The 26,978-nt window shown below is 39.9% G+C and carries 22 protein-coding genes and 2 pseudogenes; 18 read left to right on the plus strand and 6 right to left on the minus strand.

The window, feature by feature from the left end; translation table 11 throughout:
- Positions 1 to 461: 461 nt before the first annotated feature.
- Positions 462 to 1,349, plus strand: a complete 888-nt coding sequence (locus tag WJR50_RS34265) for a replication initiation protein (protein WP_445223497.1) — start codon at positions 462 to 464, stop codon at positions 1,347 to 1,349.
- A gap of 67 nt (positions 1,350 to 1,416) precedes the next feature.
- Here WJR50_RS34265 and WJR50_RS27965 read toward each other — a convergent pair whose 3' ends face one another.
- Positions 1,417 to 2,337: a ParB N-terminal domain-containing protein gene (locus tag WJR50_RS27965; RefSeq protein WP_341296619.1), complete on the minus strand. Its 921-nt coding sequence runs from the start codon at positions 2,335 to 2,337 to the stop codon at positions 1,417 to 1,419.
- Positions 2,330 to 3,085 (minus strand): ParA family protein, encoded by a 756-nt coding sequence (locus tag WJR50_RS27970; protein WP_341296620.1) that lies wholly within the window; start codon positions 3,083 to 3,085, stop codon positions 2,330 to 2,332. The genes WJR50_RS27965 and WJR50_RS27970 overlap by 8 nt, the downstream gene beginning before the upstream one ends.
- Before the next feature lie 1,319 nt (positions 3,086 to 4,404).
- On the opposite strand from WJR50_RS27970, the gene WJR50_RS27975 reads away from it, so the two are divergent.
- The 8 genes from WJR50_RS27975 to WJR50_RS28010 all read left to right on the plus strand — a co-directional run bounded on the left by WJR50_RS27975 (position 4,405) and on the right by WJR50_RS28010 (position 10,359).
- Positions 4,405 to 5,148, plus strand: coding sequence for an SDR family oxidoreductase (locus tag WJR50_RS27975; protein ID WP_341296621.1), 744 nt, complete (start codon positions 4,405 to 4,407; stop codon positions 5,146 to 5,148).
- A gap of 621 nt (positions 5,149 to 5,769) precedes the next feature.
- Complete coding sequence (locus WJR50_RS27980) at positions 5,770 to 5,946, plus strand: AAA family ATPase (protein ID WP_341296622.1); 177 nt, start codon at positions 5,770 to 5,772, stop codon at positions 5,944 to 5,946.
- Entirely contained in the window at positions 5,924 to 6,832 is a 909-nt protein-coding gene (locus WJR50_RS27985) for an ATP-binding protein (RefSeq protein ID WP_341296623.1), read from the plus strand. The genes WJR50_RS27980 and WJR50_RS27985 overlap by 23 nt, the downstream gene beginning before the upstream one ends.
- A gap of 138 nt (positions 6,833 to 6,970) precedes the next feature.
- The gene (gene mazE, locus WJR50_RS27990) at positions 6,971 to 7,195 is read left to right on the plus strand and encodes a type II toxin-antitoxin system MazE family antitoxin (RefSeq protein WP_341296624.1); all 225 of its coding nucleotides are present in this window, start codon (positions 6,971 to 6,973) and stop codon (positions 7,193 to 7,195) included.
- Entirely contained in the window at positions 7,195 to 7,536 is a 342-nt protein-coding gene (locus WJR50_RS27995) for a type II toxin-antitoxin system PemK/MazF family toxin (protein ID WP_341296625.1), read from the plus strand. The genes mazE and WJR50_RS27995 overlap by 1 nt, the downstream gene beginning before the upstream one ends.
- 891 nt (positions 7,537 to 8,427) lie before the next feature.
- Positions 8,428 to 9,144, plus strand: a complete 717-nt coding sequence (gene gntA, locus WJR50_RS28000; protein ID WP_341296626.1) for a guanitoxin biosynthesis heme-dependent pre-guanitoxin N-hydroxylase GntA — start codon at positions 8,428 to 8,430, stop codon at positions 9,142 to 9,144.
- 26 nt (positions 9,145 to 9,170) lie between these two features.
- A complete protein-coding gene (locus WJR50_RS28005; protein ID WP_341296627.1) occupies positions 9,171 to 9,782 on the plus strand; it encodes an FMN-binding negative transcriptional regulator in 612 nt (203 codons plus the stop codon).
- Entirely contained in the window at positions 9,775 to 10,359 is a 585-nt protein-coding gene (locus WJR50_RS28010) for a DUF1989 domain-containing protein (protein WP_341296628.1), read from the plus strand. Before WJR50_RS28005 ends, WJR50_RS28010 begins: the two co-directional genes overlap by 8 nt.
- A 199-nt stretch (positions 10,360 to 10,558) precedes the next feature.
- Here the strand turns inward: WJR50_RS28010 and WJR50_RS28015 are convergent, their stop codons facing one another.
- From WJR50_RS28015 to WJR50_RS34275, 3 genes and pseudogenes are all read right to left on the minus strand, one after another.
- On the minus strand, positions 10,559 to 10,885 hold the full coding sequence (locus tag WJR50_RS28015) for a serine hydrolase domain-containing protein (protein ID WP_341296629.1): 327 nt from the start codon (positions 10,883 to 10,885) through the stop codon (positions 10,559 to 10,561).
- Positions 10,812 to 11,015, minus strand: a pseudogene (locus WJR50_RS34270) (hypothetical protein); the annotation flags it as partial. The pseudogene WJR50_RS34270 and the gene WJR50_RS28015, both read right to left, overlap by 74 nt.
- Positions 10,985 to 11,347: pseudogene (locus WJR50_RS34275) on the minus strand (hypothetical protein); the annotation flags it as partial. The pseudogenes WJR50_RS34270 and WJR50_RS34275, both read right to left, overlap by 31 nt.
- Before the next feature lie 622 nt (positions 11,348 to 11,969).
- Between WJR50_RS34275 and WJR50_RS28020 the strand changes: the two are divergent.
- From WJR50_RS28020 to WJR50_RS28055, 8 genes are all read left to right on the plus strand, one after another.
- Positions 11,970 to 12,518: an RNA polymerase sigma factor gene (locus WJR50_RS28020; protein ID WP_341296630.1), complete on the plus strand. Its 549-nt coding sequence runs from the start codon at positions 11,970 to 11,972 to the stop codon at positions 12,516 to 12,518.
- A gap of 263 nt (positions 12,519 to 12,781) precedes the next feature.
- A complete protein-coding gene (locus WJR50_RS28025; protein WP_341296631.1) occupies positions 12,782 to 13,882 on the plus strand; it encodes a FecR family protein in 1,101 nt (366 codons plus the stop codon).
- 78 nt (positions 13,883 to 13,960) lie between these two features.
- Positions 13,961 to 17,431, plus strand: a complete 3,471-nt coding sequence (locus WJR50_RS28030; protein ID WP_341296632.1) for a SusC/RagA family TonB-linked outer membrane protein — start codon at positions 13,961 to 13,963, stop codon at positions 17,429 to 17,431.
- Between the two features lie 12 nt (positions 17,432 to 17,443).
- On the plus strand, positions 17,444 to 18,973 hold the full coding sequence (locus WJR50_RS28035; RefSeq protein WP_341296633.1) for a RagB/SusD family nutrient uptake outer membrane protein: 1,530 nt from the start codon (positions 17,444 to 17,446) through the stop codon (positions 18,971 to 18,973).
- 143 nt (positions 18,974 to 19,116) lie between these two features.
- Positions 19,117 to 20,151, plus strand: coding sequence for a glycoside hydrolase family 53 protein (locus WJR50_RS28040; protein ID WP_341296634.1), 1,035 nt, complete (start codon positions 19,117 to 19,119; stop codon positions 20,149 to 20,151).
- Positions 20,152 to 20,169: 18 nt separating this feature from the next.
- Entirely contained in the window at positions 20,170 to 21,165 is a 996-nt protein-coding gene (locus WJR50_RS28045; protein WP_341296635.1) for an alpha/beta fold hydrolase, read from the plus strand.
- A 30-nt stretch (positions 21,166 to 21,195) separates the two neighbouring features.
- The gene (locus WJR50_RS28050; protein ID WP_341296636.1) at positions 21,196 to 22,524 is read left to right on the plus strand and encodes a serine hydrolase domain-containing protein; all 1,329 of its coding nucleotides are present in this window, start codon (positions 21,196 to 21,198) and stop codon (positions 22,522 to 22,524) included.
- A 39-nt stretch (positions 22,525 to 22,563) separates the two neighbouring features.
- Positions 22,564 to 23,460 (plus strand): alpha/beta hydrolase family protein, encoded by an 897-nt coding sequence (locus tag WJR50_RS28055; RefSeq protein WP_341296637.1) that lies wholly within the window; start codon positions 22,564 to 22,566, stop codon positions 23,458 to 23,460.
- Between the two features lie 732 nt (positions 23,461 to 24,192).
- On the opposite strand, the gene WJR50_RS28060 is transcribed toward WJR50_RS28055, so the two are convergent.
- Positions 24,193 to 25,836 (minus strand): fasciclin domain-containing protein, encoded by a 1,644-nt coding sequence (locus WJR50_RS28060; RefSeq protein ID WP_341296638.1) that lies wholly within the window; start codon positions 25,834 to 25,836, stop codon positions 24,193 to 24,195.
- A 621-nt stretch (positions 25,837 to 26,457) separates the two neighbouring features.
- Here WJR50_RS28060 and WJR50_RS28065 point away from each other — a divergent pair.
- Positions 26,458 to 26,859, plus strand: coding sequence for a hypothetical protein (locus WJR50_RS28065; RefSeq protein WP_341296639.1), 402 nt, complete (start codon positions 26,458 to 26,460; stop codon positions 26,857 to 26,859).
- Positions 26,860 to 26,978 lie beyond the last annotated feature (119 nt).

Consider the following 26,978-nt stretch of genomic DNA (forward strand, 5'->3'; position numbering starts at 1 on the left):
CAAATTCGGTGAACCCTACTATTTAAATGGCTGAATATCAATGTGTTGTAATTTAATATGACAAATTCGGTGTCAAAATTTAACTCCTTAATTGATATGATTTATGCGCTTATTCTAACTATGACAGATTCGGAGAACCGTCTTATTGCATCTACAGCGATTAAAAATCACTGAAATTACCAGCTTATGAGTCTTTTTTGAGGTTATATCGGACTTTGACGCAAGTTAATATGACAAAAACGGCGTGAAATTATAGTGTCAATCCGCTGATAATCAAGCATTTAATATTTTAACTATGACAAAAACGGTGTAAATCTGATTTGGTTATCGATTTTTGTAGTAATAGACCGTATGTTTGATTAAAGGATTTGACTATGCTATTTACATATGAGCCCTCTGAGAAGCTAATAGTTCAACACAATAAGTTTATAAATGGAAAGTACTTTTTCTCTACCAATGAGATGAGGATTTTCGTTTACATGCTTCTCCGACTGAAAAAAGACATGCAAAAGTTTGAGGAGGTACAGATCCCCTGTCATATTCTTCATGCTGAAGGTAGTTCCACTCATTATGATGATATTAAATCAGCGGCTAGTAAGCTCGCTGATCAAACTTTTGAGATCGAGCATATAGATGAAAGAGGTAAAAGATCTTATGAAAAGTATCCTTTAATGGCTTATTGCAAATATAAGGAAGGATCGGGCTGTGTACAGGCAAAGTTCAATGAGAGCGCGAACTTTTATTTACTAAATTTATCGGAAAATTTCACTAGTGCTCAGTTCAAGATGTTCATGCGGATCAAATCTTATTATGGATATAGGATGTACTGGCTACTTAAACAATATGAAGATTTTGGGGGGAGGAAATTTACATTAGACTACCTCAGAGATATTTTGATGGTAGGAGATAAATACAGACTTTATTCAGATTTTAAAAGAAGAGTAATTGACACTGCCAAAAAGGATCTGAAAAAAACTGATATGGCTTTTGAGTACGAAGAGATAAAAAAAGGAAGGAAAGTAGCTCAAATTAGATTAAAACTGGTAGGAAATTTTATTTCCATTGATACAAAAGACTCTTCTAAAAGAAAACCACGACAGAAGAATATCAGCCAGGTTACTATAGATTTTGGTGAAGATAACCCTACCATTGATAAAAGAATTATTACATTAACTAAATTAGGCTTTTCTGCTTCTGAAGCGCAGCAAATTATTAATAAATCGGAAAGAGTAAGATTAAACCGCTTACTTTTTGCTTATGAACAGCAAATGGAGGCTATTGCGATAGATCAGGAAGATGTGAGGGAAGAGTTTCTAAGTTTTCTTGAAATTGATATGAAATTATCATAGTTTATTTCCAGAATCCAAAAAGAACCTGATACCCCCCCTACCCTATTCTGTCTCAACTGATATTATTTTACGATATCATTTTTAAATATTCGCTGAAAAGTTTTTTTGCCTCTGTTATCCTTTCTTTTCTTTTTGGCTCACTATTATCAGATTTTTGAATCTTTTTGAGTAAAGCCATCAGGTTTTTATAGACTATTTGTGATTCACTGACTTCTTCAACATGAGCGGATGATTCATTTTCCAGTTCGGTCAATATTTTGATTGCCTTTTCAAGGTTAGATGTTTCATTAAGCTTAGCTTGTAATAGCTCCAGAAATTCATCGTCCTGATCAGCCAGGTCTGAAACTGTAGCTTTTTTTGCTTGAATCTGACCACTCAAAATAGCCCAGCGAATTTTCTGGTTATCTCCGGTTAGACGTGATAAGCCTTGGGAGAACTTTGCATCACGGCGAATAGTTTTTTCACCTACAGAATACTCCTCGGCAAGCTTCTGAGAGGTCAATGAATTTATCTGGTCATTTTGACCAGTTTTGTTATTTTTGCCTTTCTGGCGCCCAACTGATAGCTTCTCTGTTTCGTATCTCAGTCCTCTTAAGTAACTCATTTGGAGAGGAGAAAGGTTACGCCTAGACATCTGATTACCAAGCATCCAGTTTTTAGCATCTAAAATAGTGTCAAATTCCTTTGATTTAACTCTAAATGAAATATTGTTCCTCATGCAAAGGCGGAACCTATTGTGACCATCAATTAAGATGTGTTCATCCTCTTTTACCCATAAAACTAATGGCTCTCGGCAACCTTCTTCCAGGAGGCTTGACTCTAGATTAGCTTCCTCTTCCTGCGTAAGAGGGGGAATCAAATTTTCTAATTCAGGATAAATCTTGATTTCTTTCGGATCAATAGATATATCTTCAAGACTATCTGTATCTGCACTGTAAGCAGGAGAATCATCCCCGAAAAGAACACCTTTAAAATTCTTTTTACCCATGTATTTTTTGTTTTGCAATTATTTCTTCACATAGATTACCATAATCATTTGCAGCTGCAGATTTGCTATCATAACTAAAAACATCAGTTCTCATAGCACTCGCTTCCTGTACAGCTACGTTTTTCCTTATCATAGATTCATACACTAGATTCCCATACTTAGCCTTTAGTTCTTCAATGATAGACTTTTGTATAACTGTCTGCTCAAATTGTGTTATTAAAATGCCTGATACCTGAATATTATTATTAAATCTTTTGGCATATTTGATAGCATCAATAGTAGTGGCTAATCCTCTTGTTGGTAAAAATTGGCTGGAAAGTACAATCATAACCTCGTCAGAAGCCATAAACGCATTGCTAGTAAGGACACCTAAGGATGGTGGACAGTCAATTAAGATATAATCATAATCTTTTCTAACAGGATCAAGTGCTTCTTTGAGCGCTAAATAACCCGCTAATTCTTGCCCTTTTAGTTTACTCTCAGCCGTTGCAAGTTGTAATTCTGAGGGTGCCAAATAGAAGTTGTCCGCAATTTTATGTATAGGAAGACTTGAACCCTCTTCCAACAGGGTATCCTTAATCGTTCTTTTAGGGTCTACAACCCCTATTGAATCAGATAAATTAGCCTGAGGATCAAAATCAACGATCAAGACACTGAAACCTTTTAGAGACAAGGCTTTTCCCAGATTAAGTGTCGTTGTTGTTTTTCCAACACCCCCTTTATGATTAACTATACTTGTTACCGACATGCCTAAATTTTTTTTGCAAATTAAGATTATCTGAAAATGAATAAATATAAAAATGCGTTTTTTCTGACAAACTATTTGATTAACTATCATTAAATATAAATCTAACTCTTATTCAAATTAGATTTAATGCTAGAAAAAGACTTGAAATTAATTATTATACATGGTTTAATTGATATTACAACTTGTTACGGTTTGTTATAAGCACTAAAATCATGAGAAAAAATAATTTGAATAACCAGTAAACAACATCAAAGACACTCTTATAAATCTTATTCAAATAGATTTTAATCAATAGAATTCCCCGAAGTAGAGCTTTGGCTATTTGTAACGATATTTATTATTTGTGAGTATGAGCTTATGAGGCCCGACGAACATATTCACAAGAGTTATAACAAAAGCTTGCTTTTGTATCACTTTGTTTATCCTATCAAATATAGAAGAAAGGTATTAAGTGAAGTAGTATCCGTTGCTTATACCTGTTTTGGAATAGAGGAGAGGTATCAAATTCACTTTTTGGAGATTGGTTTGGATGGAGGTCGCACAGCTAACCATCCTGTTTATTTTTGATTCTGAGTGTTCCGCCGAACCCTCAGGGAAAGATAAGTAGTGCAGATAAGAGCATTACTTCCAAAGAAATTTTTCGTCTTCGTCAGAAGTCAAACAAATACCTTGGGGTACCAAGTTTGGGACAAGTAGTTTGTATATAGTTATGGCAGTTCAATACGCGAGAGAAGAAATAATTAAAAAGTATATTCAGAATCAAGGCAAATTTGGATACGCTGAGTTGAAAAAAATCAACTACATTTGTTTTGAAACCCCAACGGCTCTGACTCGGGATAGTTATTTATCCATAGATTTTTGTTCGTTCTATCGCCCTACAATCTGACAGAAGATCCTTGCGGGAAGTTTGGCTTCTGATGCAACAAATTATCATATTGGATATGGACCTGTAATGCAACTTAATACTTACGATAGTGAAAATACTTCATTTGATGTAGGCCTAGGCTTTGCGCCAGTTGCAACACCTCAACGTATACCTGACTTTCTGAAGATCAACATTCATAGAGTGCCCTATCAGAATGAAGTGTGAAAAGGCATATTTATATAGCCTTAAGCATAAATTGCAAAACATCAGGAAAGGACTTGCTGAAGATGAATATGTATGGAACTATTTGATACAAGTCAATTCCTATATTCTGCTGACCGTCTTCTCTGATTTCATAAGAGTCAATTATACGGGAAGCTTTACCATAAATCATAAATTCTTATTTTAGCCTTGATTAACAGAAAGTTTAGTAAGAGCCTCAGATCATATAGATATGAAAGTAATTCTGATCACAGGTGCAAGCCGCGGCATAGGTATGGCTACGGCTCTTTTACTGGCTAAGCAAGGATATGGGGTAGCCATAAATTACCAAAAAAATCAAGTTGCTGCGGAAAAAGTAGTGATTAATATCAAGGGTAATGGTGGGACTGCTATTGCCCTAAAGGCTGATATTTCAAAAGAAAAGGAAATTATCAGGATGTTTGCAGAATGCGACCGTTTGTTGGGGCCCATATACGGTTTGGTCAATAACGCTGGCATACTTGAAAAGCAGATGAGGGTAGAAGAGATGAACATGGAAAGGCTGCAAAGAATCCTTGCAACCAATGTGGCTGGCCAGATCATTTGTGCCAGAGAAGCCATTAGACGTATGTCCTTGAAACATGGTGGAAAGGGTGGTGTCATCGTAAATATCTCTTCCATAGCCGCCAGAACAGGCTCTCCTGGCGAATATGTTGATTATGCAGCTTCAAAAGGATCCATAGATACGTTTACCATTGGGCTTTCTAAAGAAGTAGCAGAAGAAGGAATTCGTGTAAATGCGGTGCGTCCGGCCTTTATTAATACGGATATACATGCGGATGGTGGCGAGCCAGGGCGTGTGGAGAGAATCAAAAACAGTATACCTATAAAAAGAGGAGGTCTGGCTGATGAGGTAGCAGAAGCAGTACTTTGGTTGATTTCGGAAAAATCATCTTACACTACCGGTACTTTTATAAACGTTAGCGGGGGTATGTAAATTCTGAGAATTATACGTGTTCGTGTGAGGAAGACCGTCTTAATCAACCAACTATTTCTTTTTTGTAAAAAGAGAGAATATAGCTTCTTCAATCCCTGTTGATAATGATAAGTTGTAATCCCTGCTGGTTTTCCTCCCTACGTTTAAGTAACTTGCCTTTCATCTGACTCCTTAACAGGTAAAACGCATTTTGAAAGCCTTAATAAAAATGAAATAGGTAAAATACAATACGCCGTGGACCTTGCTTAAGTCGATAGAAAAGCAAGTAATTTAGGAGCTTATACAGCTGCACAATTTGAAATACAAAGAGCTATTGTCAGTTTTACTCAGAGTAAAACAAAAGCTGAAGTGATGAAATAAATTCTCCTTTCTTGAGGAGTAGTATCAAACAAACTATTACTAATTCGTCTAATAATCAAGGCTATTTAGTGAGTAGAGTACTTGTTCTAGAGCACTTTCCTTTCCTTAATAATTCCCCAAAAATGGATGAATTATAATTTTTTACGACTCAATTCCCAAAATATTATGTTTATTTGGGAATAAATGGAGAGAATGATTGTACAAAGAACATTGCTTACCAATATTGAGCAAGTATTATTTAAGGGAAAAACCATCTTGCTCATGGGACCAAGACAAGTAGGGAAGACCACTTTAGTGGATACTATGTTAGCAAAACGCTCCGAAAAAGTTATGGTACTCAATGGGGATGAAGCTGATGTACGGCAATTACTGAGTCAGACTACTTCTACGCGACTTCGCTCTATTATCGGCAATAGTGAAAATTGTCGTTATCGATGAAGTTCAACGCATCTCTGATATTGGCATTACGCTCAAATTATTTACCGATCAGATTAAAGGAGTACAGGTCATTGCTACAGGTTCCTCAGCTTTAGAATTAGCAGCCAATATCAACGAACCACTTACAGGTCGTAAATTTAAGTTCATGCTCTTCCCCTTATCCTTTTCAGAAATGGTGTCTCATCATGGCTGGCTGGAAGAAAGAAGGCTAATAGAACATCGCTTGATCTATGGTTACTATCCAGATATCGTTACCAGTCCAGGACAAGAAAAAAAATTGCTGAAGCTTTTGGCTGATAGTTACCTCTATAAGGATCTACTGACATTAGGTCAACTTAATAAACCGACCTTACTTGAAAAGATAGTCAGTGCATTGGCTTTGCAAGTAGGTAGCGAGGTATCTTATCATGAATTAGGGCAGTGGGTAGCGGCTGAAAACAAGACAGTAGAACGCTATATAGATTTGTTGGAAAAAGCCTATGTAGTATTTCGTCTACCCGCCTACAGCCGAAATGTGCGTAACGAGATCAAGAAAGGAAAAAAAATCTACTTCTATGACAATGGAATACGCAATGCAGTAATAGGCAATTTCTCCCGATTATCCGGTCGGACCGACATAGGAGCCTTGTGGGAGAATTTTCTGATGAGTGAACGTTTGAAGTTCCTACATTATCATGACATAGAAGCTAAAAGCTATTTTTGGCGTACCACACAACAGCAGGAAATAGATTACCTAGAAGTAACGGAAGGTAAACTCTATGCTTATGAATTTAAATGGAATCCAAAAGCCAAAGTACAATTTCCCAAAACCTTCCTAAATGCTTATCCGGAGCATGAAACGTATAGTATCAATCAGGAAAATGTAGATGAGTTTATCATGCTGTAGATAGCGCTGAAAGAAACTCAATATCAAAATGATTAAATAGATCATTGTTATAGATCTCTATTGGATCTCCTATTGATTCATGCAACTTTTTATCATATAATTGAGTATGATAAATTAGTATTATTAAATAATATTAAAATGACTGAAAGAGCAACATTTTCCTTGGATGAAGAAGCTTTTAACTTTCTCAATAAAGTAGGAGGAGCTAATAAAAGCGCTTATATCAATGAACTCTTAAAGAGAGAGAAGCAAAGAAAGTTAGAAGAAGAACTGCTGAAAGCCAATCAGGAGGAAGCAGAAGATGCGGATTATCAAGCAGAACTTAATGAATGGGACGCCACATTATCCGATGGTCTTAGCTGATGATGTATAGACAGTTAGAAATACGTTGGATAGATCTAGACCCTACCAGAGGAGCAGAAACACAGAAAAAACGACCGTGTGTCATTCTACAGTCGGATCTGGTCAATCGGGGTAGCCGTACCGTCATAGTAGCACCTATTCTCTCTGGTCATAAACCCTGGCCCTTTGTAGTAAACGTTAGACCTACTAAAGCCAATGGTCTGGATAAAGACCGCCACATTAATGTCAAACAACTCAGAGCAGTAGATGTGTCTAAAGTAGATAATAAGCAAGGGACGTTGGAAAGCCGATATCTTGGACAGATAGAAGATGCTATAAAAATTGTATTTGGCTTAAGTTGAAAGGACTGAACGTTAGTAACCTGAACAAAGATTTCCCACTGATAGGAGATAATTCCTTAGTATGTGTTGGTTGCTCTAAACAATCACCATAAATCAAAAGTTAGAAGAGAGCACATGAAAAAAGCCCGGCAAAGTGCCAGGCCTTAGTTCATTTCCATCAAGTAAACAGCCCAATTGTTTTTCCAGTGGCCGCCGAAGCGGTAATTGTAGTTTAAAAAATCACTATGCACTAGTTCAAAAAATCTGGAATCACAATCTTACCTGAATAGTTTCCAATACCGTGCCTATTGGTAAAAGTGCCAGAAATGGTCTTTTCTTTAAAATTCCAAAGAAATAATTCCCCACCACTGTAGAAAAAACCCATCAATTCCCCAATAAGAATACCCAGTAATAGGGGAGGGGGTAAGACAGACAGCAAGTCTTTCAGAAAGTTGTTTTATAGGGCAAAGAGAGGTCTATTTTGTAATCTTTATCACTTCCAACTGACAGGATTAAAAACTAAAGATTTAGCTGCTTCAGGCTACATTTGAGTCAAAATCAAGGACATATATGCCTTTTAGCACGAAGAATGTTGTCTGGGTTTTGGAACTAAATTGCAAAAAAATGTCAAATCAAAAGCTGAAGAGTAGGCTAGGGGAGAGGTAACAAAGTTGAGTATATATTGATCCTGGTTTTTATTTCAATCTTCTATTATACTTGTTCAGGCTCAGTCAAAAAAAACGAAAACTCTTTTGTTTCGGTATCGTTAATTTATGTGACATATAAAGAGATAAATAGTAGAAATTTATTTTTATTTTTTTATCGGGATAAAATAAATAAAAGCTTTAAACATGTATTTTATCTGATATTCTACTATAATTTTTTACAAATTTACACACTATTTTTTAAACTATGAATTCTCAAATAACCAATTTCCAAACTTATTTTACCCCTGATCATCTTGATGCAGAGATAGATGGAAGAGTAAGAGCAATACATAAAAATTTTAGTAAAAAAATTGCTGATCAGGATTTTCCGTGTGTAGGGGCAAAAGCAGCCTTCAACTCCAATCAGTATCGTTTAGGTATATATGGAGAGATGGGGGCAGAAGATACTACGTTGGCATTGGCAGAAGACTTGAAGACTTACATCGCAGAAACACTGGCGGCTGAAAGTGAGTATATGTCTATGATTGCTGTGTTTACTGATGAAATCATTTCTGAACTTGATTTTGAAAACAGAATATGGATGCAACTACAGAAACTGCACGATAATGAAAAAAGTAAACAAACCTGGGATCCTGAAGTAAGCAGTAACCCTGAAGAAAGCAATTTCAGTTATAGTTTTCATGGTACGGCATTTTTTGTAGTAGGTTTGCATCCTAAGGCCAGCAGAAGAGCCAGAAGATTCGGCTATATCGCTATGGCATTTAACCTTCACCGACAGTTTGAACAGTTACGTGAAAAAGGTGTCTATGAAAATATGAAGAAGGTAATCAGGGAGCGGGAAGTTTATTATGATGGTTCTGTCAATCCCATGCTCAAAGATCATGGTGAAGGCCTGGAAGCTCCTCAGTACAGTGGAAGGAAGGTAAATAAGGATTGGAAGTGCCCTTTTCATGCCAACTAAATAGCTCTTGTTCAGACTGTATATTTATGTATAAACCATCCCAATACAAAAAGGAAGATCCGGAATATGTGCTTCAATTTATCAGGGAGCACCCTTTTGCCACTTTTGTTTTGCAAGCGGAGCGTCTGCTGGCTACTCATATTCCTATCCTGTCCAAAGGCTCAACTGATGATTTTTTTCTTTTTGGCCATGTGGCTGTACATAACCCGCAACGGGAACGTCTGCAAGATGAGATGGAAGTTTTGCTTATTTTCCAAGGGCCGGATGCCTATATTTCATCCTCATGGTATAGTAAGCCAGACATCAGTACATGGAATTACTCTGCAGTCCATATCAACGCACGCTTAAAAATACAACGAGAAGAAGAGTTGCGTGAATCGCTAAAGGAACTGGTCGCTCATTTTGAGTCCAGGCAAGCCAATCCTGTTTATTATGATGATATACCGAAGGAAATAATCGAGTCTCATCTCCCCAAAATCACTGGCTTTTGGCTTTATCCTACGAGAATTGATGCAATTGCAAAATTGAGCCAGAATAAAAAAAGTGTTGATGTTACTTCAGTAATCGCTCATTTAAAGGAGCAAACTTGTCCTGCACACTCCGAGTTGATCCATCAAATAAAAAAAGAAAATGATTAAAATAATAGAAAAACAAAGCGGTGCCGGTTTCAGAATGAATAAAGGTGAACGATTAAAAGTAACTGATCCTCAAGGTGAGCAGGTAAGCGATATGGTATTGTTTAACTCAGGGGATAAGCGAGAAAAAATCTCTTCGGGAAAAACACTTGACTTTGAAAACACAATTCTTATTAGCAAAGGGCATCATTTATGGAGCAACCGCAGCCGCAAAATGATGGAGATTGTTGAGGATACCAATGGACGCAATGATTTTTTGTTAGCTCCGTGCAGCCCTGAAACTTTCCAGATTATTTATGATAATCATGAATATCACCCCAGCTGTTTTGAGAATTTGCATACCAATCTTGCAGAATTCGGTATTGATCCTGATGATATCCCTACAGCTTTTAATATCTTCATGAATGTGCAATTTGCTCAGGATGGAACGCTTTCTGTGGACCCGCCTCAAAGTAAAGCTGGTGACTACGTGCTCTTTGAAGCAAAAATGGATTTGATTGTGGGGCTTACTGCTTGTTCTGCAGAACAATCAAACAATTATTCTTTCAAACCCATACAATATGAGCTATTAACGAACTGATAATTAGCTTGAACATTTGCATAGAAAAATAAAGGACGGAAATCTTTCTAGACTAGCTGCTCTCCAATTGTCTTTATCTTGGCTGATGCCGATGCTACTCACGCATTTGGCATAGGCCATGCTTATTTTCCACAATCAATTATCCCAGCTCCGTCAGAAAAGGATAGAACACAGGTCGCAGTGAGATTTCGGCATCGGTTCAAAAGTTGAGCAGCATCGCCATAATGATATTCTGGTTAGGAAACCGGAATAGGTCAGCCGTATAAGCCAGGTCGCGGCCCCGATGTCCGTAGGCAAAGTTATTCACTCTAATTTCCAGAAAAACTTTAAAAATGCCGGCTCCCAAAAGCTTACCTTTTTCTACCCTGGGGTCAGACTGTAGTATCTGCTCCAGCATCTCATCACTGAGCAGTATTTTTTCTATCAGTAAAGCTTCCATAAATATCTGTATGTCAAATACAGTGGAATACATACCTCCGTATTCCGGTGCTGTGCTGTAGTTGGACAGGCAACTGCTTATAATCAATACAGTAGGTGTCGTTCAGGGTCAGCGGCTGCAGTATACGGCGGTAAATTCCATACTCATGTGGAATGCCAGTCACCTCTTCAATGATCATGTTCAACATCAGCGTATTGTTGTTGGAATAGGCCGCCTCTGTGCCGGGCGTTCACACAGAAAACCTGTTATTGACAAACTTCCGCACTCTCCTCCAGGCTGCGCTTTAAGTGGGATGGATAAGGATGTCCAGGTAGAAATTGCTGCCGTCAATGACGTCGTAAATACCTGTGGTGGGGTTGAGTAACTGGCGGAGTGCATAGCTTCGGCGTTTTCAATCTTGCTGGCGAGCGAAGAAGGTAGTCTGATGGTGATTTTTTCATCCAGAGCCAGTTTGCTTTCTCCCACCAGTTGCAAGGCTATAACAGCCACAAACATCTTGGTAATGCTGGCGAACGTGCTCAGGTGACACACCGACATATCCACATCACTGGCCTTGTCTGCTGCACGTACTTATCCATCTGTTACTGGAAAGCTACATCACCTGCCTCATTAGATACGATATAGTCTTTTTTACATTAAGAAATCACATTCACCATTAATCTTATTACATATTTTGCCAGCTTAAACATTCGGTAATCATATTGAACATTAGCTACATCATGTTTGAATGATGGATTAGTTAGTATAAGCTCGTTAATCCTGATTTGTGTTGTTAAGCGTATGAAAATTAACCAACTTCTTTAAATTATTATAAAAATTCTATCCAGCTCTTTAATAATTTTGTCTGCTCTGAAGGAACATTTCAGTTCATCTATTTTCTAGTAGAATTCTTCCATTTATTGCTATAGAGCATGGTTGCTCTCAGTCAAAGAGTGATATAAATGATATCGTAACCTTAAGTAGGTAATATGAAGAATATAAGAAAGATAATCCGATTAGAAGAATTACATATTTTAAAAATGGTTAAATTATATAGATTTGTTAAAATGTAAGGGTTACTAATGATATTTTTACGATTTTCACAGTAAAACTTAAAATGTTGAATTACTCTCATCAAAATAAGACTTCTTCTACATCTCGGAACACAAGGTTGGTTGAACTATGGGCAAATATGTATGATCATAGTGAGGAAGCATTTGTGGAGCTTTATAATATTTTCTTTGAAGACCTTTGTAGGTACGGAAAAAGAATTACCAACCAAAAAGCGTTAATAGAAGATAGTATTCAGGATCTTTTTGTGGAAATCTGGAAAAATAAAAAAGATCTTCCTGAAGTAAATTCAGTGAAGTATTATTTATATAAACGTCTCAAAAGAAAGATCATTAAAAAGCTGATTGATAAACGTAAAATCCCTTTAGAGAATAATGTTTTAGAAGAGTATAATTTCAATATCGTATTTTCACATGAATCGGAATTAATCTCTAAACAGTTTTCTGAAGACCAGCAAAAAAAATTGCAAAAGGCTTTGAATAGTTTGAGCAGAAGGCAAAAAGAAGCCATTACATTAAGATTCTACGATGGCTTTACAACTCAGGAAGTAGCCGGATTACTATCCATGAATACTAAATCTGTAAGAAATCTCATTTACAGAGCAATGCTAGTCCTTAAAAAAGTTCTGCTAAAGTTAATAGTTTTATTTTCTGTAATAAGTGTTAGCTAAGCTTATAACATAAGAACTCAGAAATTACTTTTCCCTCTTTCTTATTTTAATGCTCACTATTCAAATAAAAGACTATTCAGGTTTTCCTGATTAGAAATATTTGTTAGTGTGATGCGATATTTTCAAAAAATACTATTCATACTTGAAGGTATTGTGCCCATTTTTCAAAAATGTTATCAAATATATATTTTTTGTTAAAAGTCAAAATTTTTTGAGGACGTTCGTGATTTTTCTAGCCCTTATACAAAAGAGCTTGATGATTCATGGACTATCGTAATTTTAACTATTTAGACTTTTTGCTTGATGAAGCCTTTCAGGAATGGGTATTGACCCCAACGCCAGAGAGCAATGAATTCTGGCAGAATTGGGTGCGCAATCATCCTGAAAAAGAAGCTGCTATCCTGAAGGCAAGAGCTATTATGCTGAATCTGGATTTTGAAGGAAGCAAGATTGATGAATTTAATAAAGAAGAAATTCTGCATAATATCCAAGCGATCATTAAAGCAGGTGAACTTACAGAGGAATTAAATATATCCAAAGAAGGGGATGAACTTCATACGGATGACGAGGTAGGTGAAAAGCTCATTTATTCACTGCCCTCCAAACGCACTTATCGTATCAAACCCTGGCACAAGATAGGTATAGCTGCCAGTATATGTTTGCTGTTGATCATCGGGATATGGCAAATTGAATTTCAGCATCAGGAAGTTATCTATACGACTCAGTTTGGGGAAACAAAAGATATTACACTTCCGGATGGAAGTGAGGTGGTACTGAACGCTAACTCTACCTTGAGCTATTCTCAAGATTTACAAAATCATGCAGCTCGGGAAGTAAGGCTGAGGGGAGAAGCTTTTTTCTCAGTAGTACATACTGAAGACGATGAAAAGTTTATCGTGCATTCTGATGGTGTGGCAGTGGAGGTCCTGGGTACTGAGTTTAACGTCAATAACCGCAGAGGTAAAACACAGGTAGTCCTAAAATCTGGTAAGGTCAAACTCAACCTACTTGAAAATCAGCGTTACAATCAAGATGAAACTTCGCTTGATATGGAGCCTGGTGACTTAATTGAAGTTTCTGAAAATGATCAGAAGATAACCAAACGAATAGTAAATCCTGAAAAGTATGACTTGTGGACCCAAGATGTCCTTGTGTTTGATAGTGTACCGCTAAGTGAGGTTTTTGAAATGATACAGGATAATTATGGCCTTAATGTTACCGTAGTGGATGAAGGTATTGAGAATAAAATATTGGAAGCAGAAATTTCCTCCAGGGATCTTGACTTAATTATAGAGATTCTATCCAAATCTTTCATGCTTAACATTGAAAAAAATGGCAATGAATTGATTGTAAAAAAGCAATAAAAAAAACCTGCCAGTCGTATGCTTGGCGGCTAATCTGACTGACAGGATAATTAATAGTTCAACCTAAAATTAAGTATTATGAACAATTATTTACAGTATCCGCTCAAAATATTGCTTTGTGTGATGCTGCTCATGACAATTTTGAACGATGCCTATGCTCAAAACTTTGCAGTAAGTCCTACAAACTACCTCAATCAGGGTGACAAAGAGACATTAAGCGATAGGCTTAAGGAAATTGGTGAGCAACACAAAGTTAGATTCAGCTTTGATAAAGATGTGGTTGAAAATAAGTTTGTGCAAAAATATGCTATTACCAATAAAGGTTTGGAAGAACTCCTCAAGGCAACTTTAGAACCTTTCCAGCTTAGTTATGAAAAGATAGACGAAATACATTATGTAATTATTCCCAAGCCTGAAACAGATAAGACTATCAAAAAAATATCCAGAGAGGAAACTCCTGATTTGGGAATGAATCCTTTGGGAAAATTGAATAGGAATGCATTTAATATAATGCTTAGTGAAAAAACTCGCGCTATCATTGAAAAAACCATCAGTGGTCGTGTTATTGATGGAGAAACAGATGAGCCGCTTCCCGGAGTGAATGTCCTGGCAAAAGGTACTTCTTCAGGAACAGTCACTGACATAGACGGAAACTACAGGCTGACAGTGGACGATAACGTGACTGCTTTGATTTTTTCCTCCATTGGATACGTGACGGAAGAGGTTACACTCAACAATAGAAACAGTATAGACGTAGTGCTCATGCCTGATATTACTTCTTTATCTGAAGTAGTAGTGGTGGGCTACGGTACTACTACCCGGGAGGATTTAACGACTTCTATTGCCAAAGTAGATCCTTCCAATATTCCAGTAGCTGCCAATCCCAATGTAAGCGATATGCTCTTTGGTAGGGCTGCTGGTTTGCGGGTAGTACAACAGAGTAGCCAGCCAGGAGGAAAAGTTGATCTGTCCATCCGGGGCCGGGGAAATCCACTCATCGTGATTGATGGAGTGATCATGCCCAACACCGAGCTTGAGCCTGAGCCAGGTTTCTCTGAAATTGATGGAGTAAACCGGGGAGCATTAGCCGGACTCAATCCAAACGATATTGAGTCTATTGAGGTGCTGAAAGATGCCAGTGCAGCCATTTATGGCGTAAACGCTGGAAATGGCGTAATATTAATCACTACCAAACAAGGTAAAGCGGGTCGGCTAAGTGTATCTTATAGTGGTAGCCGGTCTTATGTACAAAATATGGATTTTCTGGAACAGTTGAATGCTACCGAATACATGACTTACTTCAACCGTTTTGACCGTGACCGCTATCTGGCTCAAAACCAGATGCAGCCTTTTGGTCCTAATCCGGCCAGTGGTTTTACCCCTCGCTTCTCACCCGATGACATTGCTCAGGCTGGTGTCGGGACTGACTGGGTGGGGGAAGTGCTGAGAGATGGAGCTATTGATAATCATAATATCTCCATTAGCGGAGGAGCAGAGAAAGTGAATTACTATTTCTCAGGTAACTACTTTAATCAGATCGGAACGGTACAAAACTCAGATATGCGGAAGTACAGTGCCCGAATGAATCTATCTTATCACTTTAACAACTGGCTATCGCTCAACACGAACATCAATGCCAATCGTAACTTCTTTACCAACTCCGGAACAGGAGGGCAGACCGGAAGTGCTGGAGCTGAAGCCTTTACTGCCCTGCAGGCAGCCTATACCTATCCGGCCTATTTGCCCATCCGAGATGAAAACGGTGAATTAACGCGCTTTCAAACCACAGGAAACCCGCTTTCGTTACTCAATATGGATGACAATACCCAATACAAATCATTATTGGCTAACATTTCTCTGGATATTGACATTATTCCAGATGTGTTGAAAGGAAAGCTTTTGTATGGAAACAATACGGAAAGTTCAGTGCGTAATTTCTTTATTCCTTCTACTGTCTTCTGGTTTAATCTGAGCCGCTCACGGGCATCCCTGGACTGGTCTGAACGCCAAAACCAGACGATGGAAGCGACACTTTCGTATACCAAAGCGCTTAGTGATGCCATTGAAGTAGATGCATTAGTAGGAGCTGCTCAGTACACCTACGATCAAAACAGTTTCGGACTTTCAGCGCAGGGAATGTTAGACGCACTAAATACTACAGCAGTTCAAGCTGGAACAGTTACACCTATTGTCAGATCCGATAAAAGTGCTACCAAAACCCGCTCATTTTTTGCTCGTGCTTCCGTTGATATACTTAACAAGTATATCGTAACGGGCTCATATCGCTACGACGGGTTTAGCTACTTCTTTCCCGAATCCAAGTTTGCCGGATTTCCTTCTGCTTCTGTAGGTTGGAAGATTTCCAATGAGTCCTTTTTAGATAATGCCACTAATATTGACCTCATCAAGTTAAGAGCCAGTATAGGAACTACCGGAAATACTATCGGTACGGTTGCCTACGGAAACTACGCTCCTGATGGAATTGTAATCGGCTTTAATGACGGAAGCACCAAACTTATTGCGTATCAGCTAACTTCTGCTGATCAGCCGGATCTTACCTGGCAGAAAACGGTAACCGCCAATGTGGGACTTGATTTCGGTTTCTTTAACAATCGGATTTCCGGCTCATTGGATTGGTTCAGGGATGATGTGACAAACTTATTAAGATCTAATGCTAATACGCCTGCACTATCATTTTTGGCCCAACAGCCCGTCAATGGTGGTCATCAGATAAGAACCGGCTATGAGGTGGCACTGAATACAGATAATGTTCGTACAAGTGACTTCAATTGGAGCAGTACAATCAATATTTCACATTTTTCATACCGTTGGGAAGAAAGATTTGAGGAGGATGATCTGGCACCCTATCAAAAAGTGACTGACCCTGTAAATGCTATTTATCGCTTTGAAACTGATGGTATTCTGCAATTAGGAGAAGAGGCTCCTGCCTGGCAACCGGAGGCGGCCCAGCAAGCAGGTTCACCTTTATTTGTAGACCAAAACGGTGACAACCAGCTAGATTCTGCTGATGTGATCATTTATGATCAGATACCCCGATTGTCTATTGGTTTTGGTAACAACTTTCGCTACAGAAACTTTGACCTTAATATTTTCCTCTATGGTCAAACCGGAGCTTATCGAGTCAACAACAGCCTGGCGTGGGCTGATCCTGTGAATGGAATACTGGGCGGGAATATAGCGGGTACAACTGATCTTCAATATGTTTGGAGTAGCGAAAACCAGGATGGCACCTTGCCCGGAGCTACCTACAATGAATTTGCCCTCACCACCTTAGTAGGTTCGGATTACAATATCTCCAAAGCTAATTTTCTAAGAGCCAGGAATATTACGCTCGGCTACACATTCAACTTTGAAGGACTGAAGCAATATGTAAGGGAGTTGAGAGTTTATCTGGATGTACAGAATGCTTTTGTGATTACCAAATACAAAGGCGCTGATCCGGAAGTGGAAGCCCGAGGCGTGAAAGGCGGACCGGCTCCGTACCCCATGGCGCGAACCTATTCTCTGGGAGTGAATGTAAACTTTTAAACTGAAGCAATCATGAAAAAAATATTCATACTACTAGCTTATCTAATGGTATTCAGCGGATGTGAAGATGGTCTTGAGCCGGAGATATATGGTGTGCTCACGCCAAATTCATTTCCTCAGACCGCACAAGATTATGAATTATACACGCTGGAAGTATATAAAACCTTCACAGCCAAATGGTCATACCAGGACAATGGCACCCGTTATATGTGGTTTAGCCCTGAACGAGGCTATATCTGGCATTTTGATGCACCTGCGGATCAGTTGGCCGTGTTTACTGAGTGGGGGGGAGAGTTTCTGACGATGAGCGAGGCTAACTTTGCTCCGCTGATCAACAATGGCCGAAATTTCAGCCAGTTTGAAAAGGTACGGGTAGTGTCTCGGATCACCAAAATCATCGGAGATCTGGAAGTGGCAGAAATTGATGAGAACACCAAAAATCAGCTACTTTCAGAAGCCAAGGTGGCCCGTGGCTGGACAATGTATTACCTGCTTCATCTATTCGGCCCAGTACCAGTGATTCTGGATTCAGAAGAACTGGGTACAGAAGCGGAAGCTGATCTCACCAGGCCTTCCAGAGAATTTTTTGTGAATGCTATTGCCGAGGATTTGAGATTTGCTGCCGACTATCTGCCCAAAGATGCGGCTATGTACGGAAGATTCAATAAAGGTTTAGCGCTCACACTTCTGATGCGCCTGTACATGAATGAGCGGGACTTCCAGAATGCTGAACCAGTCGGCAGAGAAATACAAGCTATGGGTTATAGTCTGGTAGATGATTATATGAGCCTTTTCCGGGAATCTACTGAGCGAAACAGTGAAACGATTTACGCCATCTCCGCCGATCCGGAAGGGCAGGGACGAGGACCTGATGGAAACTTTAATGCCTATCCCTACTATTGCCTGCCAGCTGATTATCCGGGCATTTTTCAGAATGGAAATACAGCGGTGCCTCAGGGTGGCTGGGCTCAGCCTAATGCTCCTTACATGGCGACCTGGGAGTTTTATGATTCCTTTGATCCGGCTGACGAGCGTAGACAAATGCTGGTAGATTCCTACGTGGCTATCAAAGAAACCTCAGGTGGAGTAGCCGCTGGCGAAGTTCGCGACCGAACCAACCTGAGAGGAGCGGTAGTGGAGAAATACGCGGATGAAGGCAACGGCCCTTTTTATGGTAATGACCTGATGGTGGCCCGCTATGCGGATGTGATGCTGATGCTGGCCGAAGCAATCAATGAGAACAGCGGACCTACCCAAGAAGCTATTGGTTTGGTCAATGAGGTTCGGGCGAGAGCAGAAATCGGGCCGTTAGAAGCAGCCGCAGTAGCTTCTAAAGACGCTTTTAACGAAGCGATTCTGCAGGAAAGAGGTTGGGAGCTATTCTTTGAAGGTGTTCGTAAATTTGACCTGGAACGTCATGGCCAATGGCCTTCGGCGGTACAAGCAGTAGAAAATAAAAATCCTAGTCCATATTTGTATCCTATTCCTGTGTACGCGATCACAGACAGTGAAGGTAAACTGAGCCAGAATCCCGGATACTAGTATTTCAACTTACAATAATGAGAACCTGTACTTCTGCGTGCAGGTTCTCTCATTTTTTCTGTGCCCAAAATTGTAAATGGTTTAATACCTAGGACTAATATTTACTTGTATCATTTAAACCTAAAACACTTAATTCTTACCTAATGAAATCTAAACTGTATTTATCTCTTATTTTAATTTTTTTGTCAGCTCATTCACTAGTGCATGCCCAGGACTATGCCGTTGGCGCTGACTTGTCTTTTTTGAAGCTGGCCGAAGACAATGGATTTGAATTTAAAGAAAATGGAGAAGTGAAGCCTGGCCTTGAAATGTTCAAAGAGCATGGCTATCAATGGATTCGCCTGCGCCTGTTTCATACGCCTAACGAGTTGCCTAACGATCTTGCCTATACGATGGCTTTAGCAAAGGAAGCCAAGGAAATGGGCTACAAATTCCTGCTGGATTTCCATTATTCCGATACCTGGGCTGATCCTGGTAAGCAGTTCATTCCTAAAGCCTGGGAGGATCTGTCATTTGAAGTGCTGGTAGATTCAGTGTATGACTATACGCTCAGAACGATGACCGCCTTCAAAGATGCATCAGTCTATCCCGACATGGTGCAGGTAGGTAATGAAATCAGCAATGGGTTCATGTGGCCTCATGGAAAATTACCCGATAACTGGGATAACTTTGCTGAATTACAGCAGGCAGGTATCAACGGAGTTCTGGCCAGTTGTGGTGACCAGCCCTGTCCAAGCATAATGGTCCACATTGACAGAGGAGGAAATAAAGAATTTACCAAAAACTGGTTTGACAATTTTCATACGTACAATATCCGCTACGATATCATTGGGCAATCCTATTACCCCTGGTGGCACGGCTCATTACTTGATTTGAAGGAAAATATGTATTTTATGGCCACGGAGTATAAAAAAGATATCATACTGGTGGAAGTGGCCTACAACTGGACCCCTACAGAATATAAAGAAAAAGCACCTCCTTTTCCGGAATCCCCGGAAGGTCAGAAACAGTTTCTGGAAGAAGTAAACAGAATTGTGTTAAACACACCGGATAATAAAGGAAAAGGTGTTTTCTGGTGGGAACCAGCTGTCGGACGATGGGGTACAAGAAGTTACTTTGACAAAGAAGGAAATGTGTTGCCGGTGATTACTGTCTTTGATAAATATACACGATATTGATCGTAATTTTTTGTTCATATGAAAATGAAAGACAAAAGTAATATGAGTGAGAGGAGGGTAGTCCAAAGCTACCTGTTCAGCTTATCTCTGCTTACGCTACTATCTTTTTCCAGCGCTGGTGCTCAGCCTCCAGGCATCCCCGAGGGGTGGTCTGATGGGTATGTATATGCCAATGGAATTCGCATTCACTACTACCATGCTACTACTGCACCGGAGAAGCCCGTCATGGTGATGGTTCATGGCGTAACGGATATCGGACTCAGTTGGACCACATTGACCTGGAAACTACAGGATAAGTATGATATATATATGGTGGATGCGCGCGGACACGGCCTATCCGATCCCTTCACTGCCTCGGATGATGGGGAGACACTGGTGAAAGACGTGGTGGAATTTGTACGAGTCATGGGTTTTGAAAAACCTATCCTGATGGGTCACTCCATGGGCGCTGCCACGGTGATGCGGGTAGGTGCGGAATATCCTGAGCTGGCCAAAGCCATCATCATGCTGGATCCCATGCTTGGACGTTTTCCCGGTGAAAGAGCACGCAACAACAGACGTGACGCTCCGCCCAAAGCTCCGCAAAATGAAAGCCAGGCACCGGATCGCCTTTCGGTAAATATGTTTGGTGCTCCCGAAACACTGGTGGCGCAGAACAACTATCGCTTTGATGATTTAGTGGCCACCTGCCAGCGCAACTCTCCTAAATGGGATGCGGTGGATTGTCAGTACTGGGCACTCTCCAAAAAGCAGTACCACGGCGCCTATACGGACGAAGCCTGGCAGGCCATGTCAGGCACCATGAGGACCGGAGATGCGCTGGCAAAGATTCCAGTTCCCACACTGGTACTCAAAGCGGATGCGGCACCCGAAGTCCGCCAAACCAATGAAGAAGCGGCTAGCGTGATACAGAAAGGTAAGCTCGTACATATTGATGGAGCCGGCCACAACCTGCACCATGACGAACTGGAACAAACGGTGGAAGTGCTGATGGAATTTCTGTCGGCTCTGTAGTTTTTGAGTTTAAAGCTGTACATTATTCCGATGAAAAAAATCAATGTAATCACTACACTGTTCCTCTTCATTTTCGCACTGGGCTGCGATACCATGAAGGAAAATCTGGCTGGACCTCAAAGTCTGAATCATGAGGTTGATCTGCAAAAAGCCGGTACAACCACTGATAGAATTGCAAGTGTAGATTCCCTGCTTCAGTCTTTTGTAGATCAGGAGAAGGTCAGCAGCGTGGTAGGTTTTGTGGCCAAAGATGGACAGGTGGTTTATCACAAAGCTTTTGGCTGGAAAGATATAGAAAACCAGATTCCTGCCACGGCGGACGACTATTATGTCCTCTTTTCGCAAACTAAAGCCATTACAACCGTGGCTTTCATGACCCTTGTGGAAAAAGGGCTGGTGAACATAAACGATCCGGTTTCTCAATATTTTCCTGAAATTTCAGATCAGGTAGTGACTGAAGTACACGAAGATGGAACCTATGAAACCAGTCCGGTAGCCTCCCCCATGACTTTCGCTCACCTGATGTCACACTCTTCCGGACTGAATGCCGGGCTAGTGGGCGATATTCGCCGTGCTGAAAGGCAGAAGGCTGGCGTGCCTGATAGTCTGGTCAGGAGGGAACCGGACACCGTCCCCAGTGGTCAACATAGTTTTGGAGGTAATTTCAATGCGAAATACATTGAAGAAGAAATGCTTGCATTGGTGAAATACCCCCTTGGCTTTGATCCGGGAACGGAGTGGAGCTATCATGTTAGCACCAACATGCTGGGGTATATGATAGAGCGTATTTCTGGCAATTCTTTGCGCGACTATGTCAAGGAGACAGTATTGGGACCGCTGGGAATGGACGAAACGGATTGGTATTACGAACCGGAAGCCTTAAGTAAATTTGTAAAAGCTTATAGTTTGGTAGATGGCAAACTGGAACCGACTTCCAATATGTTTAGCAAGGGTACCATCAGCCAGCAGCAGACCTATGCCGAAGGTGCTATTGGCTTGAATGGTCCCATTGAAGATTATGCCAAATTCTGCCAGATGATGCTCAACAAAGGGACCTTCAATGGACAGCAAATCTTAAAACCCGAAACGGTAGAACTCATGACCACCATCAACCGACTGCCGGAAAAGAATGCGGGTGGAGAGGGCTTTCAGTTTGGTTTGGGCTTTGAACTGTATAATGCGCAGAAGAAACCGGTGCCAGAAGTATCCAATACTGCCTATGCCTGGGGCGGATTGTATAGTACGGATTACATCATAGACCCGGAGAACAACATGATTGCTTTGTTTTATCTCAACATGGCTCGCAGTGAACGAGTCTATCCTTTGTTTCTTGAAAAAGCTTACCAGTTATTTGAATAAAAAATGAACGCTGATTAAATGATTAGAAATGATATAACAATGAAAAGAATAGACGCTTTATTAATCATTTTGGCTTTGTCCATATCCGTTTTTAGCTATCCTTCATTCGCCCAGAAAGCGGCTTCTAGAATTGTAGAAGATGGTGGCACCGGTCAATACAGTGCCATCATGGAAACTGACTCTTCATTGCCCACACATACCATCTTTCGTCCGCAAGACCTGAGTACTTTTGGCAAAAACAACAAATTACCCATCATTGCCTGGGGCAATGGTGCTTGTGCCAACTCCCCCTGGGAGCATGTCAATTTCTTAAACGAGGTGGCTTCGCATGGTTTTCTGGTCATTGCTATTGGTCCTATGCCCCAGGAAGGAGAAAAAGGTAAGGGTAAATCTACCTCATTTCAACTGATAGATGCTATAGATTGGGCTATTGCAAGAAATGGCGACAAGGACAGTCCCTATTATGGAAAAGTGGATGTGTCAAATATTGCGGTGAGCGGCATGTCATGTGGTGGTTTGCAAACGCTGGAAGTAGCCCCTGACCCCCGAATCACGACTACAGTGGTTTGCAACAGCGGTATTTTGCCTAAGCCCGGAGATGGCATGCCTGGGATGCCGCAGCTTACCAAAGATCAGCTTGAAAAATTGCATACACCTACACTTTATCTTTTAGGAGGTGAGTCGGATATCGCCTACAACAATGGCATGGATGATTACAGGCGCATCAATCACGTACCCGTCTTTGTGGCAAACATGGATGTAGGGCATGGAGGCACCTATAGCCAGCCTCATGGTGGAGAATTTGCCCGAGTAGCTACTGCATGGTACAAATGGCAGCTAAAAGGCGATAGCGAAGCAGCTAACTTATTTACTGGAGATCCCAGTGGACTTTCTCAATCGGAAGAATGGACAGTGGAAAAGAAGAATATGCCTTGATAAGCTAAAGCAAATTATGGAGCAACACATTAGTATAACATGGCTTGACTTACTAAGTCTAAGCTCTTTTGCTCCTTTAAGAATCTTTGCTTGTAACAGATAACGAATCGCTCCAAATTCCCCTCATACTGAGCCGTTGTATATTAAGCTTTAACTGATACCCTTACCTACACTTATGAGCTTTAAGTTTCTGAAGTTGCAGGGGCCACTGATTTATTGTAAACCCACTGCGAAGTTAAAAGTCTCTTTCTTGGTTGTAAGGTGACCTGGAAAACTATTTTAAGCCGATTTTTTACACCTTGGTAGCGCTAAAAATCATCCATTTAAAAAGTTTTTCAATAGATTAGCAAAAACCAGGGTAGGGGAGCAGTAATTGCTACTACTGCAAGGAAGCTGGCAATGATTCTGTATCTTAAGGTTACATAAAATAATAACTCACTTCAAACGATTTCTTTCTGAAGTAGTATGAAAGACATTTAAACGCTTGTCCTATCAAGAAGAACTTTGACATTGCTAACTTCACTGAAAAGGAAATGTTACGTATAGTGACTTAAAACGAACGGAACTTCATTGGCTATTCTGTGATAGTTATCTTTTGTTTAATCTTACTATTGATATAAATTTTTTTACATCAGATTAAATCAGATGGATTAAATAAAAAAAAGCAGCCTTTCAAAAAAAAGCTGCTTTCTGATCTTATATGGTAATAAGTAAAAACTTAATTTTTAAAGATCAATTATCCACTGGCGGAATCAGGACCTGGTTGATAACATGTACTACACCATTAGATCCTTCTATATCAGGCAATATTACATCAGAATCATTTACCATTATACTTTCTTCCGAAATACTAATTTTCACATCCTCTTGAGCAAGAGTAGTAACCATCTGCCCATCTTCCAACTGTGATGATAAAACCGCAGCTCCTTCTACCACATGATAAAGTAAAATGGGTGTGAGTTGTTCTTTGGTCAGGTGATCTATGCCTCCGACACCCAGGGTCTCAAAAAGTGCCTCAAAGGCCTCATTGTTGGGAGCAAAAACTGTAAAGGGGCCTTCCTGATTCAGGGCATCCACTAACTCTGCCTTGACGAGAGCTTCTACCAGGATACTAAAGTCTTCATTTGCCTGTGCTATCTCCACAATAGTAGGAGGAATCAAAGGGTCAATGTCGGGAGTAACAATAAACCAGACATCATTGAGCCCCTGACCGTTGATCACACCCTGTTCCTCATTATCATTGGCAAAGAAGTATAGGGGACGATTACGGTAAGTAATAAAATTGTCTCCGTTTTCATTGCTAAGCATGCCAAAATCTTCAGTTGATAAAGCTGATGGCAAGGTCAACTCTTCTGAATAAAACGGAGGCCAGGCTGATAGACATCCACCACTGCAATTAGATTGCTCAAATGCATCTCTGGCAAAATAATATAAGGTTTGCCCTTCTCCATTGACCAGATAAGTTGTAGAAGTACCGTCAATTTCCTGTTGACCCAAAAATACATCATAGTTTTTAGCAACAAACCAAACGCCTCCTAAACCATCACCTTCAACATCTCCTGCTTCAGCATCATTTTGGAAAAGATATAAAGGCCAGCCTTTATAAGTAGTCTGTTGTTTGCCATCTTCTCTGGTAACCATGCCAAAATCATCAGGATTTAATCCTTCACCTACAATAAGTTCTTCTTCGTAAAATACCGGCCAGCGCTCAATACAACCTCCAGTACAGGCACTTTCACCCATTACATCTGGCGTAAAGAAGTAGAGCGTCCTGCCTTCTCCATCCACGAGTATGGTGCCGAATGTTTCATTTTCTGATAAACGAATATTGGGAGATTCTTCATCAGGGGGCAATAACACTTCTTCTATCACATGGATAATACCGTTAGTGGCTTTCAGGTCAGCCTGGATGACTTGCACATGGTTGACAAATACCTGCTCACCTTCAATATCAATTTCAACATCCCCTCCCTGTAGTGTATTTAACTTCATGCCGTCTTCAAGATCTTTGGCTTGTGCATTTGCAGCTACTACATGGTACAATAAGACTTCAATAAGCAGATCTTTATCTATTTCAGAAATGTCATGTACCCCTAACTGCTCAAAAAGAGATTCAAAAGCGCCATTGTCAGGTGCAAAGACAGTAAAAGGGCCTTCTGCACTTAGATCATCCACAAGTTCGGCGCGGGTTAGCGCCTGCACCAAAATTGACAGATCATCATTCTCCTGAGCAAGCTCTACGATATTTTTCTTGGGTTCATGCTTGTCTTTGATTTCATCTACAAGTCTATCCAGGAACATTTCACAACCACTGGATAAAACAAGGGTCAACATCAAAAAAAGCGATGATTTGAAGAGATAGGTAGGATTTCTCATAGTTTATTTTGTTTAATTTGTTGATTATTAACTTAAACAAACAGTAAATGTTTACGATGTATTATGCTTATTAAAATTATAATAACCGTTACTATATATGTTCACTAACAAAATGAGGTAAGCGTTGGCTTATTGGTCATACTAAAGCATAAGTAGAAAGGTAGTATAGAAAAGAGATTTACTTCGCCTTATAAGTATACCCTTTTATCTAAAAAACTATTTCATCTCACTTTTCCACTTTATGTTGGAGGAGGTGAGGTTCAGATGGACCACGACAGTGGAGACGCCGGTTTGGGAGAATCAAACTTCTTTCTGATAGAGCAATCAGCCCTTTTGGAAATCAACTTACATCAATATGTCGATCTTAACATCGGTGGAGGTTACCGTATAATCAGAAAAATGGATTATAGAAATTTTGACCAATTCAATATAATTAACTGGATATGCAGGTTTGAAATTTGGGCTTTTTGGATAGAACAGCAGAAAACTACTTAACACTCCATAGTAAAATGTACAAAAATCTAAGCACTTTCTAAGGTGTTCTTAAGAGCTTTTTAAGCTTCTGTACGAATAATAAGCTGAAGTTTAACAGTTATTCACAATTTACTAAAAGGAATCACTATGAAAACAATATCTTTTTTTTTCGCAATAAGTGGTTTATTGTTGCTGGCCTCATCCTTCAGCTACGCAACTACTACGGTTGATCCTCAATTGTACCCTCTGCATAAGAAGAAGTCTGCCATCTTTGAGGTACCGCAGGTTGAGGAGGATAAAGTACTGATCAAATTCAAAAACGAAAAAGAAAATACCCTGATGGAAGTGGAGGTAGAAGCCGGTGAACAGGAACGTAAATTGTTTAATTTTTCTCGTTTGCAACAAGGTACTTACTATATGGACATCTTCCACAACGGTATTATTACCAGAAAAGAGCTGCAGGTTCGCTGGGATGGCGTTGATGTGGTAAGTGTTTTTAAAATGGATAGAGAGCCTACTCCTAATTCCTACTGGCACTGGTGGTTCTAGGCAAAACCCAATACCGGCAAGAATGGGGCTTGAAATGAGTACATTAATCTCTATTTATTGGGATGGGTGAAATCCCACGCCTTTAGGCGGCAACTTTAGTATTTTAAGTATTGCTATCT

Source organism: Catalinimonas locisalis, assembly GCF_038039535.1.
Lineage (GTDB): Bacteria > Bacteroidota > Bacteroidia > Cytophagales > Cyclobacteriaceae > Catalinimonas.